Annotated in this window: 14 protein-coding genes and 1 pseudogene; 8 read left to right on the top strand and 7 right to left on the bottom strand. The window is 55.8% G+C overall.

Going from position 1 to position 12,811, the window contains the following annotated elements; translation table 11 throughout:
- Positions 1-190 precede the first annotated feature (190 nt).
- Complete coding sequence (locus RGM3321_RS14825; protein ID WP_244393675.1) at positions 191-1,225, top strand: hypothetical protein; 1,035 nt, start codon at positions 191-193, stop codon at positions 1,223-1,225.
- Positions 1,226-1,316: 91 nt separating this feature from the next.
- Here RGM3321_RS14825 and RGM3321_RS14820 read toward each other — a convergent pair whose 3' ends face one another.
- The 5 genes from RGM3321_RS14820 to RGM3321_RS14800 all read right to left on the bottom strand — a co-directional run bounded on the left by RGM3321_RS14820 (position 1,317) and on the right by RGM3321_RS14800 (position 5,178).
- A complete protein-coding gene (locus RGM3321_RS14820) occupies positions 1,317-1,772 on the bottom strand; it encodes a DEAD/DEAH box helicase (RefSeq protein WP_279614019.1) in 456 nt (151 codons plus the stop codon).
- Between the two features lie 120 nt (positions 1,773-1,892).
- On the bottom strand, positions 1,893-2,909 hold the full coding sequence (gene hopI1, locus RGM3321_RS14815) for a type III secretion system effector HopI1 (RefSeq protein ID WP_244393674.1): 1,017 nt from the start codon (positions 2,907-2,909) through the stop codon (positions 1,893-1,895).
- Between the two features lie 96 nt (positions 2,910-3,005).
- A complete protein-coding gene (locus RGM3321_RS14810; protein ID WP_065350595.1) occupies positions 3,006-3,629 on the bottom strand; it encodes a glutathione S-transferase in 624 nt (207 codons plus the stop codon).
- A 49-nt stretch (positions 3,630-3,678) separates the two neighbouring features.
- Positions 3,679-4,668, bottom strand: a complete 990-nt coding sequence (locus RGM3321_RS14805; protein WP_244393673.1) for a DKNYY domain-containing protein — start codon at positions 4,666-4,668, stop codon at positions 3,679-3,681.
- Between the two features lie 126 nt (positions 4,669-4,794).
- Entirely contained in the window at positions 4,795-5,178 is a 384-nt protein-coding gene (locus tag RGM3321_RS14800) for a RidA family protein (RefSeq protein ID WP_244393672.1), read from the bottom strand.
- 167 nt (positions 5,179-5,345) lie between these two features.
- Here RGM3321_RS14800 and RGM3321_RS14795 point away from each other — a divergent pair, with 167 nt between their 5' ends.
- Together RGM3321_RS14795 and RGM3321_RS14790 are read left to right on the top strand one after the other, a co-directional pair.
- Entirely contained in the window at positions 5,346-6,041 is a 696-nt protein-coding gene (locus tag RGM3321_RS14795) for a tRNA (adenine(22)-N(1))-methyltransferase TrmK (protein ID WP_279614018.1), read from the top strand.
- A gap of 348 nt (positions 6,042-6,389) precedes the next feature.
- Positions 6,390-6,929: a thioredoxin domain-containing protein gene (locus RGM3321_RS14790; RefSeq protein WP_244393671.1), complete on the top strand. Its 540-nt coding sequence runs from the start codon at positions 6,390-6,392 to the stop codon at positions 6,927-6,929.
- 9 nt (positions 6,930-6,938) lie between these two features.
- Here the strand turns inward: RGM3321_RS14790 and RGM3321_RS14785 are convergent, their stop codons facing one another.
- The gene (locus tag RGM3321_RS14785; RefSeq protein ID WP_244393670.1) at positions 6,939-7,910 is read right to left on the bottom strand and encodes an alpha/beta hydrolase; all 972 of its coding nucleotides are present in this window, start codon (positions 7,908-7,910) and stop codon (positions 6,939-6,941) included.
- 74 nt (positions 7,911-7,984) lie between these two features.
- Positions 7,985-8,911, bottom strand: coding sequence for a Gfo/Idh/MocA family oxidoreductase (locus RGM3321_RS14780; RefSeq protein ID WP_244393669.1), 927 nt, complete (start codon positions 8,909-8,911; stop codon positions 7,985-7,987).
- 182 nt (positions 8,912-9,093) lie between these two features.
- Here RGM3321_RS14780 and RGM3321_RS14775 point away from each other — a divergent pair, with 182 nt between their 5' ends.
- From RGM3321_RS14775 to RGM3321_RS14755, 5 genes and pseudogenes are all read left to right on the top strand, one after another.
- Complete coding sequence (locus RGM3321_RS14775; RefSeq protein WP_244393668.1) at positions 9,094-9,660, top strand: RNA 2'-phosphotransferase; 567 nt, start codon at positions 9,094-9,096, stop codon at positions 9,658-9,660.
- Positions 9,661-10,115: 455 nt separating this feature from the next.
- Entirely contained in the window at positions 10,116-10,808 is a 693-nt protein-coding gene (locus tag RGM3321_RS14770) for an Abi family protein (protein WP_044320930.1), read from the top strand.
- A 91-nt stretch (positions 10,809-10,899) separates the two neighbouring features.
- Positions 10,900-11,172 (top strand): annotated as a pseudogene (locus RGM3321_RS14765) (DUF1493 family protein); the annotation flags it as partial.
- Between the two features lie 295 nt (positions 11,173-11,467).
- The gene (locus tag RGM3321_RS14760) at positions 11,468-11,887 is read left to right on the top strand and encodes a hypothetical protein (RefSeq protein WP_003340868.1); all 420 of its coding nucleotides are present in this window, start codon (positions 11,468-11,470) and stop codon (positions 11,885-11,887) included.
- Positions 11,888-11,912: 25 nt separating this feature from the next.
- Positions 11,913-12,806 carry a cation diffusion facilitator family transporter gene (locus RGM3321_RS14755; RefSeq protein ID WP_244393667.1) on the top strand — a complete coding sequence of 298 codons (894 nt, stop codon included), beginning with the start codon at positions 11,913-11,915 and terminating at the stop codon, positions 12,804-12,806.
- The last annotated feature ends 5 nt before the right edge of the window (positions 12,807-12,811 follow it).

Below are 12,811 nucleotides of genomic sequence, written 5' to 3'. Positions count from 1 at the left end.
AGTCGCACGGCCTCAAGCTTGAACTCGAGGGTGTATTTAACGCGGTCTGTCTTGAGCTTAGTCATGTCGTATCCTTGCGGCTATTGAGGCACCTGGCAAGGGATACGTTTTTCAGGGGCAAGGTCAGGCTGCCTTCGCCCTGCCTAAACAAACGCCTCATCACTCGCACCATTACAAGCTTGAAGAAGTCATGTCCCTAGACATTGACGATGACACAGCCAGACAGTGGATCGCTGCAGGTTATGGCAAGTCTGGCTGGCGTGTACTGATCGCCCGTCATGGGCTTGCGATGCTTCCGGAGTTGGTCGCCGCCCTGCCTACCAGCTTCTCAGGTATCGACTATGTACCAGAGCTTGAATACCTCGCATATCTGGACAATGCCCCCGAATCTCTCATCCCAGAAATATGGGGACGAGTGAGAGGACAGATGCAGCCCAAAACAACTCAGGATGTTTTGCTCGTGGCGGCAACCATCAAGCCACGCGGGATGTTGAGCATCATTGAGTTTCTGAAGTCCGCGGCCTTCTCGATACCGGCATACCACCTCGACATCGTGCTACATATCTACAAGGACTGGCAGAGAGACACTCGACACTTACTAAAGATCGAGACAAGTGGTAAGTCCCGCCCTTTGGACGAGCACATTGCACTGTGTGCACTCGAAAATGAGTGGGAGCATCATGCCACCCCCTCACTTATTTCGAGATGTCCGAATATCGCTATTGAGGCTGTCCTTACGCGGTTTGCGAATGATGAGGCTCGCCAGGAACAAATCCTGAATTACTTGAAAGTCAGCGTATTCCATGACGGCTTGTTCGAGACCATGCTTAAGAAGCCACCATTGGCGAAATTGATTCCGCAGGTGTTCAGTGAATGCTTTGAGTCATTTCCTGAGACCGCTGTGATTGCAGCTATCCATTGCTCCGACATAGAACAGAATGCACTTTTCTACAGGCTAAGCCAGTCAAGCAATCCACTCCATCGTCGCGCTCATGGCGTATTAATAACCCGTGAACTTCAAAAATCAGAAGCCCCCCACGATTATCACGCCTTCGCCAACCTACTGAGATCCCATCCTCGATACGACCTGATCAACCTACTTACAGAGTCAATATTGAAAGGGGGCCTGGAGACTACGAATGAGAGGGCATTATGGCTTATACGCGAGGTAGAGAACGTTAGGGGTGAGCTTTTAATTACCGAGGCGGGGGTATTCATTCCATAGCAGCAACACTCGTTTTTACTGTCTTATATCCACGGAAAAGCAAATGAGCAGCAGATATCAGGCAAGGACAAGTAATGGGCGTGGTGCAGGATCAATGAAAACAGAGGGCTGGACGGGGTTTTGAGGTTTGACAAAACTTGACGATTTTCAGTGCAGGTGACAAAACGTGAAACTCATCGAAAATAAGCAGCCCGACGCCTTCCAGCGCCGGATCGTCCTGCAAACGACGCGTGAGAATGCCCTCGGTGACCACTTCAATACGCGTCTTCGGGCCGACCCTACTTTCCAGACGAATCCGATAGCCCACCGTCTCGCCGACCTTTTCGCCCAGTTCACTGGCCAACCGCTCGGCAGCCGCTCTCGCGGCCAGGCGCCGAGGTTCCAGCATCAGAATGGTCTGCCCGGCCAGCCAGGTTTCCTCAAGCAGCGCGAGCGGCACACGCGTGGTCTTGCCCGCGCCGGGAGGGGCTTCGAGTACGGCTTCATGGCGTGTGGACAAGGCCTGGCGCAGGGCTGGCAGGACGGCATCGATGGGTAACGAAATCATGGGGGCTCCCGGAGAGATGCGGGAGAGTATACCGGGGTGGGGTTGGGGAATCAGGCGGCGTATTTTAGCTGAACGGCAGTCGCCAGAAAGACTGCCGCAAGCATGCCTCACGCCGAAAAATCAGACCTGGACCTCGTCGCCTTTCTCATCAATAAGGCCATTGTCGTATTTCTTGCGCAATTCTGGATCGGACAAAATCTTGAACGCATTTGAAATCACTTTGAAACGCTCAGTCGCCTCAGCCTCGTTACCGACGTTCTTATCAGGATGATTCTTCAGCGAGGCTTTCTTGTAGGCCGTTTTGACTGCGGAGAGGTCCGCCGTCATGTCCGAGAGGCCCAGATGCGCGTACAGCGGCTTGACGGGTGGCTTGGCGGGGCCGGAATCGTCCACCTTCGCGGACGCGCCAGCAGCGGGCGTGTCGTGGGGCCGATCTGCTGACGGCCGCTGAGCGCCTGCATGGGGCTCGGCTTTCGGCGGTGGCGGCGGCGCGCTGTTGGCAGCCTGGGGGCGAGTGCGTGGAGGCGTTTGTGGGCGTGCTTGCTGTTGAGTGCTTTCAGGTCTCCAGGACGGGCCCGGCGTGGGTCGTCGCACGCGATCGGTGTTCGACTGACGAATCTCGTTGATCAGTTGATCAGCGATGTCGTTCATCAGTTTGTTCAGCTTCAGGTTGCTGGAGAAGAACGCATAGTTCGCCTCACTGTTGTGCTTGCCATACCCAGGTTCGGGCTTGACCATCGCCTCGGCCAGCGTCTTGCCCAGAGAGAACAGCAGGTTGCCCTTGCTATCGCTGACGCCCAAAAAGCTCATCACGTTGCGCATCGACTTGTCGCGCTCCCAGACAACGCTGGCCACGTCGAAGGCAGCTCGCGCCAGATTGAATCGGCCTCCCCCTTCGTGCGTCTCGACATGGGTCACCGGTTCCTTGCCGCGCAATGCGTCGAGGATCACCGCGAGGCCTTTCTGCTGACGCTCGTTGAGCCGGCCTTTCTGCTCCAGCAATGAGTTGTTGACCTGCAACGCCACTTTGCCAGCGATATGGCTGACGACGTTCATCGCGCGGTCTATCGTTGGCTTTGTCGAATCGCTGAGCGCCACACGCGCCAACGAAGATGCAATGCTGGTGAGGTTGATCATATGCGTCCCCGGAAACTCATTGTCGTCTTGGTGGCAAGCAACGGGATCTGGTTCCACGGGCGAGTCAATATTCGATGCAGGGCTCGGGTATAAGGCTCACGGCGTTCCGTTTCGGCCGTGCAAGCGGTAGCCGGGACGTTCGCTCAGTCGTTCGTAATAGGCCTTCACTGCCGGGAAGTCCGGATGACTTAACGGCGTTTCAAACCAGCGATTTACTGAAAGGCCCATCGGGATGTCTGCCAGCGAAAACTCGCTGCCGCTAACGTACGCCCCGGTAGCATCAAGCTGTCGATCCAGGATCGCCATGTGTCGGGTCCATTGACGGCATCCGGCAGCCAGCGCGTCAGGGTCTTGATGGGCGACGCTGTGCCTGACCAGCGACATGAAGGCATAACCCCAGGATTTGTTGAGATCTGTGGCCTGCCAGTCGATCCATTGATCCACTCTGGCTCTGGCTATTGCGTCCGCTGGATAGAGATGCACGGCGTTGTCGCGGTTCGCCAGGTACCTGATGATCGTGTTCGACTCCCACAGAACGAAGCCATTGTCCTCAATGACTGGAACCATCGCATTGGGGTTGAGTGCCATGAATTCAGGCGTGTTGGTTTCCCTGAAACCAGAGCCCCAATCCTGCCGTTCGAACGGGATTTCCAACTCTGCACAGGTCCAGAGCACTTTGCGGACATTGATCGATGAGGCTTTGCCCAGTATCTGTAGCATTCCATCTCCTTATGGTTAGCCCGCCTTGGCCGCCATCGCAAAAATCGAATCACCCACGATTATTTGTAAAGTCATTCACGTCCATCGGTACCAATTTTTTATTAAATGAATACTCACCGCCGAGTTCATAAAATTTCGCTTTGGTGTAAACATAGATTTTCTTGCTGGTCGCGAACATAAATGTGTCGGAAGACGCCATATCAGAAAATCGCTCAGCGCCAGAGGTATGCAGAAAGACGAGATCATTGCCTACCACCCCCAGCAGGCCTTGACCCCAATTATCATACTTTAAAAAATCTTCTAACTCTCTATGCCCCGCACATTCAGAAATACCGTGTTCAGGACAATCAACAGGAATCAACGGACGAAAATCGTATAAATCAATGTCGCCAATACTCAAACCGCCGACGAACATCTCGTTGCCGCTCATAGAGACACTAAGACTGCGCCACTTTTTGTCATCACCCAAGGGAAAAACCACCGAAAAAAGATGTGGATCTGCGCCCTTTATCTTTCGTCCCCCATAGTAAACAGAAATATCGTCTTTGGCGTAATAGGCAAGCTGATCAGTCTGCCAGTCAACACCCCCCTGAAGGCTGCCCTCCAGCGGCTTGAAGGAAGGCGAGTAATGTGCCACTAGGTTAAGCTCGCGCGTCTCGATCGAGTTGATCTGACCTTGTTTTGATAACAGGCATGAAAACGAAAAATTACTAATCGCTCCTGAGGCATCACCGGCGCCAGTGATGCAGGGTTTCTCCTTATAACGTACTTGGTTCATCCAATAGACGTCGTCGTCAAGCACCACGTAATGGGCAGAAAGAGTACGAAGATCCGAAGAACACTTTCGTGTCTTCTTTTTTGAATCATCAATGGTCCCGTCTCCACTGAAGCGCCCGCTAACAACCTCCTCGCATACGACATTGATATGATCATTACCCATATCACCGGGCAGAGCTTCATATACGGCATGGCCAACAAAACCCAGTACTGCCAGCCCTCCCGCAATTATCAACAGTCTACGACCCGGTCTCACATACATCTCCTTATGTTTAGTGCTGCTGGAGGCTGACAGACTTGCTTCGCCTCATTATTCATGACAAGCATGTTATGACGAAGAGCGTTACAAAATGCGTCCCCACGCAGAGTGTGGAACGAGCGACTGCATTCAGCCCGCCCTGGCCGCCATCGCCGTGACTTCCACCCGCATCCCTTCAACCGCCAACGCCGCCACGCCCACCGCTGCGCGCACTGGCCACGGCTTTTTGAAGAAGCGTTTGTACACTTCATTGAAAGCCGCCCGGTCCGCCATGTCGGTCAGGTAGATGGTCAGGTGCATGACGCGGTCCATCGAGCTACCGGCTCGTTCCAATGCATCTTTCAAGGCCCGCAGGGTGCATTCGCTCTGCTCGGTGATGCCGCCCAGTTCCAGGCTGCCATCCGGATGGGTCGGGATCTGGGTGCTGACCAGCACACCGTTGAAGTCGGCGACGTCCGAGGAAATGGAGTCCGCATCGGGATCGGGGGTGAAGATGATGTCTGCGTTTGCCATGGGATCTCTGCTTTGCAAAAGACGGAAAACGCCAAGCCTACGCGAGCGACAGTTAGGGGTCGAGCCGCGGACTTTGTCGCGGAAAGTTGAAATGCGCCGCGTTGCTCTACAGAATCGCGCCCGGACCCGGCCATGCTGTCGGGCGCTTGGGGTGAAAGGGGTTGCCGTTGAACGAACAGAGACTGTCCATGCGCCTTGAGCGTGTGGCGACACACGTACCGGCCGGTGCGCGCCTGGCTGATATCGGCTCGGATCACGGTTATCTGCCGGTCGCGCTGCTGAAGCGCGGCGCGATCTCGGCGGCGGTGGCTGGCGAAGTGGCGTTGACGCCGTTCCACGCAGCCGAACGTAGCGTGCGCGAGAACGAACTGGAGCAACAGGTCTGCGTGCGCCTGGCCGATGGTCTGGCGGCGATTGAGGCGGAAGACGGGATAACGGCAGTCAGCATGTGCGGGATGGGTGGCGAGACGATCCGCGACATCCTTGAATGTGGCAAGGCGCGCCTGAGCGGTCGGGAACGCTTGATCCTGCAACCCAACGGCGGCGAGCAGCCGTTGCGTCTTTGGCTGATGGAGCATGACTACCGCATCATCAGCGAAGAGGTGCTGCGGGAAAACCGCTTCGACTACGAAATCATCGTCGCCGAGCGCACCGGGCCCGTGACCTACACCGCCGAGGAGCTGTATTTCGGCCCGCTGCAGATGCAGGCGCGCAGCCCGGCGTTTCTGCTCAAGTGGCAGCGTTTATTGGGCAAAAAACAGAAAACGCTGAACAACTTCGAAAGGGCACAGAAAGGCGTGAGCGAAGAGAAGCTGCAGGACGTTGCGCAACAGGTCCGCTGGATTAGCGCATTGCTGGCCTGAAAATAGAACTCGTGCACGAACTTGCTCTCAAATTCTCAAATCCGCATGATCCACAGTTCAGGCTTTATGGCGCCTTCATCTGGTGGCGTCAAAGTTGCAATGTGACGCGGAGCGTCACGAACTGCATTCCCACGCGGAGCGTGAGGAACGAGAGGTGTCCGGGAGATTACTTCTCGTGACCATGCCCGGCGCAAGGCAAATCAGCCGGGCGCGCCTTGTTTATCTCGCGCCAATGCTCTGCGTGAGGAACGAGAGGTGTTCGCGAGAACGATTCTGGTGACCATGCTCGGCGCAATGCAATCAGCCCGGCGCGTCCTCTGTACAACCATCGACGGGAGCAACACGACCATGTATTCAGACGTACTTTCCTGGGGCCACGGACCTCGTCTGTTCGAAGTCTTCCTTGAGCCAACCTGCCCTTTTTCAGTGAAGGCGTTCTTCAAGCTTGATGAGCTGCTGGCTCAGGCCGGAGAAGACAAGATCACTGTCCGAATCCGCCTGCAATCCCAGCCTTGGCACATGTTTTCGGGCGTTATCGTGCGCTGCATTCTGGCGGCTGCGACACTGGAAGGCGGCAAGGAAAGCGCCAAGGCCGTCATGACAGCGGTCGCCTCGCACCGTGAAGAGTTTGAGTTTGAACACCACGCCACAGGCCCGAACATGGACGCGACGCCCAATGACATCATCGCGCGTATCGAGCGTTACAGCGGCCTTGCGCTGGCTGAGGCATTCGCCAATCCCGAGCTTGAACACGCCGTGAAATGGCACGCTAAATACGCCCGCCAGAACGGCATACACGTCTCGCCGACCTTCATGATCGACGGTCTTGTGCAGCCGGGCTTGAGCAGTGGCGACCCAGTATCGAAGTGGGTCGCGGAGATAGGCTGAGAGGCAAGCTCAACCCAGCGCATCGATGCGCTCATTGATCCACTCACGGCTCCGCGCCAAAGCCTTGCGCGCCAAGGTAGTCGGGAAGTGAATGAAGCCGTGCGGCGATTCGGGCAGAAGGTGCATTTCAACGTCTGTCAGGCTGGCCCAGCGCTCAGCCATTTGCAGGGTGTCGTCCAGAAGCGGATCAATCTCCCCGACGAACATCAGCGCCGGTGGAAGGTCAGTCAAATCGCCATACAGGAGCGATAGTGGCGGCTCGCGGCGTTTATCGTCACTTCGGTCAGGGGTAAGCAAACGCATTGCACCGACCATGCCCGGGCCATCCAGCACGAGTGTTTCGGGACCTGCGGTGCGTACACTTTTTGTCCCTGTGAGGTCGTAAACGCCGTAGTACAAGACCGTACCTGCTACGCGCTTGAGCAAGTCAGATTTGTCTTTCAGCTTCAGGAGAGTGGCCGCAGCGAGATGACCGCCAGCTGATTCGCCAACGACAATAACGGGCAGACCGGCAAACTCGTCGCACTCGTTTCCCAACAGCCAGCATGCGGCCGAAAAGCAATCTTCCATCAGGCCTTCGATGGGGGTCGTCACCGCCAGTCGGTAATCGACCGAAACCACCGCCACATTGCAGGCGTTGACCATGCCGACGTTGAGCTCATCGTTCATCTGGGCGTTGCCGATCACCCATCCGCCACCGTGAATATCGAACACCACGCCTCTGGGCTTGCCTTTGGGCCTGATGATACGCACGGGGACCGGTACGTTATCCGTGCTGACCGTTCTTTTTTCAATCCGCAGCCCATGCCCGCCCGGTTTGAAAGCGCTGCCAATCTGAGCCGCACGCAATAACGCCTGAATCAACCGGGGTGTAACACGATTGCGGATCTGGAAGCGCGGCATTCGCGCGAGGGTTTTATTAAACCGCCGCACTTCTGACAACTCTTGCTCACTGCAGGGCCAAGGCTGTTTTTTGTCCAATTTCTGCTCTCTTGTCAGGCTGACATGTGCGGGGGCCGACAAAGCGCTTGCCCCCATCTGTACCTGAGAGGCTCTTAGTCATAAAACGGTTCAACGGATGCCCGACTGCCCACGAAAAAACTGTCCGCGACCAGCTGCAATGGTTGCAGGTCCAGGTCACTGGCCCTGTTGCCGATCAACTGTTGGAAGTGTCGATACACCGCCGCGTACTCGCCCTCCTCCGAAACCGTCTGGCGCACGCCATCGATACTCAACAATGCGCCGCCGTTATCCAGGCGCAAGGTGCCTTCGGCGCAACGAATCTCGATGCTCCAGAGTTCGTCATGACCATGATCGAAGTCGAACTCGGCACGGATATCGAGCTGACGCGTGTCGGACATCTTGATAGAAGCGGCAATTGGCGACTGGCAGTTGCTCGGCACGCGCAGTTCGGCAGATTCGACGAACAATGGAAGTGGCAGCAAATGGGTCACTATCGACAGGGCGTTGATGCCCGGATCGAAAACACCCAGGCCGCCGGGCTGCCAGATCCATGCCTGACCGGGGTGCCATTTGCGCACATCTTCCTTCCAGTCGATATGAACACTGTGCAGAGTACGGGTGGACAACCACTCACGCGCTGCTTCGATGCCCTGCGCATAACGCGAATGCCAGGCGAACAGACCACTGACGCCCTGCTCCGACACATGCTCCACCAACGCCATCGCCTCACCCAGGGTCGCGCACGGCGGTTTCTCGACCAGCACGTGTTTGCCGGCCGCCAACGCCTCTTGCACCAGGGCAAAGCGACCTTGCGGGGGCGTACAGAACGCAATGGCGTCAACCTGCAGCCCGCTCGCAAGCAGTTCGCCCAGGGATTTGAAATTCTCTACCCCGGCGCACGGCTGGCCTTGCGTGGCCACGGCCACCAGCTCAAACGCAGGGTTGGCGTGGATGGCAGGGACGTGTTGATCCTGCGCAATCTTGCCGTAGCCCACCAGACCGAGACGAATCGGTTGCATACATGACTCCTGAGTTTTTGTAATTATCGTGGGCACAGTAAACCAGATGTTAATAGTGGGCGGTAAGGGGACACTAGCAAAGCGGGAGTGTTTTCGGTCAAAGACCGTCTGATGAGAGCATTGAAGCCGTTTAACGTTTGTCTTTAGACTTGGCGCACACCCAAATGAAAAAGTGCACGTCCTTGAACAAAAAGCAACGTGACGAAATCAGCAAATTGCTCAGCTACCTGCTGCGCCACGCCCCCGAATCAATGGGCCTGACCCTGGACCGCGACGGCTGGAGTGATGTCGATGATCTGATCCGGAAAGCAAACGCGCACGGCCATGCTTTCGACCGCCAGGCATTGAATGAAGTGGTTGAGACCAACGAGAAAAAACGCTTCACGCTATCCGAAGATGGCCAGCGCATTCGTGCAGCACAGGGCCACAGCACCGATCAGGTTCAAGTGCAGCACGCCGAAAAGGAACCGCCAGCTACGCTTTATCATGGCACCGCAAGTCGCTTCATGACCTCCATCGAAACACAGGAGCTGATCGCAGGCAGTCGGCATCATGTTCATCTGACTGAAGATCCAGAGACCGCAATGAGCGTCGGCAAACGATACGGGCAACCGGTGCTTCTTGCCGTTGACGCGAAGGGTATGTTTGAGGCCGGGGTACGGTTTTTTCAGGCAGATAACGGGATTTGGTTGGTGAAAGCGGTGAGTCGAGATTCACTCACAGTGCTGCGTTTGCCCATACCTGAATAGCCGCGCAGTACAGGTGATTGTGAGCAGGCAAGAACCAGAGCCGAGCGTCGGAAACGATACCCGCCGTTACCAAAACCCGAAAACGAGGAGGCCCCGCAAGCGGGGCCACAACTTAACCTAGTCTCATCACCGTTTCTTGTGGCACGGGAGTGGAGTTTCCAGGGCAGCGACGTAAATTTACCACACTACGAGACAACGTCAACTCCCAAGATAGGATTTGAAAGCGCCTGACCTACCTATCGCGATCAGAACGAGCACCTTAGGCTGCTTGCCCAGCTCCAGCACACGCCAAGACAGGGCTCACTTCGCTTTCTCGCTCGCGCCTCGATAATTTGTCTTAAAGCCATCCAGATACAGCTATAGGCTTCTACGAGAAATCTTTGACGTGTACCCTTTCGGTTTTGGCCCAAGGAATGCCGACCGGCCATCTTTACACTCAGGAGCAGTGAGTCGCTATGGTTTGGCAAACGCTGGAGGCGAAGCTTTCTACGCCAAGGATGTCCCGCTACCTGAAAGGCAACCGAGACAAGGACCGAGCCGCAGAGGCTTACGTCCACAATATGAAAATTGCCGAGTCTCTCGTTTCAGTTTTTCATGTTCTTGAGGTAGCTGTGCGTAACGGAATTCAGAAAGAAATGGCCTTGGAGTACGGCCGGGATGACTGGTACGAAGAATGGAATGGTACTGGCAATGCAAATTTCCAGAAACTTTATGACAAGATTTCAGAGGCCAAGAATGAGCTTCGTAATCGAAGGGTTGAGCTTACGCCAGACAACATCGTAGCCGAGCTAAGCTTCGGCTTCTGGACGTCTCTATTCAACCGGGCGACCATCATCAACCTGTCAAAACCGCTAATGCGGGTTTTCTATTTCTGCCCTAAAAGCATGCGACAACCCGACAACATTCGCACTCGCCTGAACAAGGGACGAGACCTGCGGAACCGTTGCTTCCACCATGAGCCGCTTTTGTGGCAACCGCTCTATGAACTGCATAGAGATGTATCTGAAGTCATCAAGTGGATCGAACCTGGATTACATGCATGGATAAAGATCCACGATCGAGTACCTGCCACACTCGGCGACTGGATAAAGTGGCGAGACTCACCGGAGCCAGCTCAAGCTGAGAGCATTATCGGCAGCAACGAATAAGCAGAGCGTGTAAGCGGCATTCCAAGAAGTGCTTATCCAGCAGCTGATCGGAAAATCGCTTGGTAGATGTTACCAAACGGAATGATGACATTTCATGGAGGACTTCTTTGATCACTTCAATGTGGGTCCGGGCGATTACGACCACTGTCGATACTTCAAACCGGAAGGTACAGATATTTTTATGCTGTTCCGAGCCAAAGCCCGGCGCGCCAAAACGCCTCTGACTCTGGGAATTCTGTACAAAGCGACCAGAATGAAGGTATGGAATTGCCAGACGCTAGAGGAAATGACGTTTAGCTCAATGCCTACTTACGGTCGTACCGAAGATATACCGGTTAAAATATTTGAGATCAAAACCCGGTAACCTGCGTCCTTATACAGTACGGGTTGCTTGCGGATACGGGGCCTTGGCACGACGAAAAGCGCTCTCCCGGACACCTCTCGTTCCCATGCCCCCGAGCTCATATTCATACACAAGTCCCCATGACGCCGGGAAACGTGGCTCAAACCAATATGATGACCGTTACTACGCGTGGTAACGCAGAGCTGCAGCGCGAAAATCAACATTCATCAACCGCAGAACCACCCCCATCACTCAATAGTCTTAGCCTTGCAGCCATTGCCTTGTATAGTTGCCCTCTTCATCTCAGGAGCTTTCCATGCGCATTCCTTCTCGCTTGATCGGTGGCGTTCTGGTCGCCACGTTGCTGACTCAGATTTCTGCCTGCGGCAGTATTTTCTATCCTGACCGTCGAGGTCAGATTGATGGCAAGGTTGACCCGGCCATTGCGGCGCTGGATGCTTTCGCGCTGCTGTTCTATATCGTTCCCGGGGTGATTGCGTTTGCGGTGGACTTCGCGACGGGCGCGATCTATTACGGGCCCGGCGAGCACGCGCAGATCGATCCGCAGAAGCTGCAAAAAGCGCTCAAGGCTGACGGCAGCGTCGATAACACCAAGCTGCAAGCCATCATTGAAACCGAGCTGGGCCGTTCCCTGCCTCTGAACGACCCACGCCTGATTCAGCACAAAGGCAGCGTGGAACAACTGGCAGCCTTGGGCCTGGTCCCGGCAGCCTGATATAGATGCGGTTCAAGGAAGCGTCATGAGCACCACTGCCGAACATTCCCGACTGCTGCGTCTAGCGACGCGTGCCTCACTGGCGGTTGCCGTGACGCTGATCCTGGCCAAGGGCGTTGCCTGGTGGCTGAGTGGTTCAGTAAGCCTGTTGGCCGGCCTTACCGATTCGTTGCTTGATGGCGCGGCCTCGTTCCTCAATCTGCTGGCGGTGCATTACGCATTGCGCCCAGCCGATGAGGATCATCGCTATGGTCATGGCAAGGCGGAAGCGCTATCGGGTATGGCGCAGGCGCTCTTCATCACCGTCAGTGGCGTGCTGATCGCGGTTCAGGCGGTCGAACGCATCCAGAACCCGGAGCCGCTGGGCGCGCCGTTGTTGGGTATGGTGGTGATGGTTATTTCCATCGCCCTGACGCTGGCACTGCTCACCTTGCAATACCGGGTGATCAAGGCGACAGGCTCGGCGGCCATCCGTGCCGACTCGCTGCACTACCGTTCCGACTTGCTGCTGAACGCCAGTATTCTGGTGGCGCTGACCCTTGCGTATTTCGGCTGGCAACAGTTGGACGCGTATTTTGGTCTGGGCATCGCGCTGTACATCTTGTGGAGCGCTTTGCAGATCGCCCGCGAAACAGTGTCGGTGTTGATGGATGAAGAATTGCCCGCCGATGTCAGCACGCGCATGCTGGCGCTGGCGTGCGAAGTGCCGGGCGTGCTTGGTGCGCATGATCTGCGTACACGGATTTCCGGCAATCACTGGTTTGTGCAGCTACACCTGGAGTTGCCGGGCACACTGAACCTGTCGGTCGCCCATGCGCTCTGCGACAAGGTCGCCGACGCTATTCACGAGCAATTCCCGAAGGCCGAAGTGCTGGTGCACGCCGACCCTCAGGAAGTCGTCAAGCAGGCCAATACCTGATCAGC

Source organism: Pseudomonas sp. RGM 3321, assembly GCF_022836805.1.
Lineage (GTDB): Bacteria > Pseudomonadota > Gammaproteobacteria > Pseudomonadales > Pseudomonadaceae > Aquipseudomonas.
Note: the sequence above shows the minus strand (reverse complement) of the source record. Positions and strands in the feature narration are given on the sequence as shown.

Excerpts from the sequence above, each read along its gene's own strand:
- RGM3321_RS14800 (WP_244393672.1), bottom strand. The coding sequence starts at position 5,178 with ATGGCAAACGCAGACATCATCTTCACCCCCGATCCCGATGCGGACTCC.
- RGM3321_RS14770 (WP_044320930.1), top strand. The coding sequence starts at position 10,116 with ATGGTTTGGCAAACGCTGGAGGCGAAGCTTTCTACGCCAAGGATGTCC.
- RGM3321_RS14790 (WP_244393671.1), top strand. The coding sequence starts at position 6,390 with ATGTATTCAGACGTACTTTCCTGGGGCCACGGACCTCGTCTGTTCGAA.
- hopI1 (WP_244393674.1), bottom strand. The coding sequence starts at position 2,909 with ATGATCAACCTCACCAGCATTGCATCTTCGTTGGCGCGTGTGGCGCTC.
- RGM3321_RS14820 (WP_279614019.1), bottom strand. The coding sequence starts at position 1,772 with ATGATTTCGTTACCCATCGATGCCGTCCTGCCAGCCCTGCGCCAGGCC.
- RGM3321_RS14810 (WP_065350595.1), bottom strand. The coding sequence starts at position 3,629 with ATGCTACAGATACTGGGCAAAGCCTCATCGATCAATGTCCGCAAAGTG.
- RGM3321_RS14805 (WP_244393673.1), bottom strand. The coding sequence starts at position 4,668 with ATGTATGTGAGACCGGGTCGTAGACTGTTGATAATTGCGGGAGGGCTG.
- RGM3321_RS14780 (WP_244393669.1), bottom strand. The coding sequence starts at position 8,911 with ATGCAACCGATTCGTCTCGGTCTGGTGGGCTACGGCAAGATTGCGCAG.
- RGM3321_RS14825 (WP_244393675.1), top strand. The coding sequence starts at position 191 with ATGTCCCTAGACATTGACGATGACACAGCCAGACAGTGGATCGCTGCA.
- RGM3321_RS14755 (WP_244393667.1), top strand. The coding sequence starts at position 11,913 with ATGAGCACCACTGCCGAACATTCCCGACTGCTGCGTCTAGCGACGCGT.
- RGM3321_RS14760 (WP_003340868.1), top strand. The coding sequence starts at position 11,468 with ATGCGCATTCCTTCTCGCTTGATCGGTGGCGTTCTGGTCGCCACGTTG.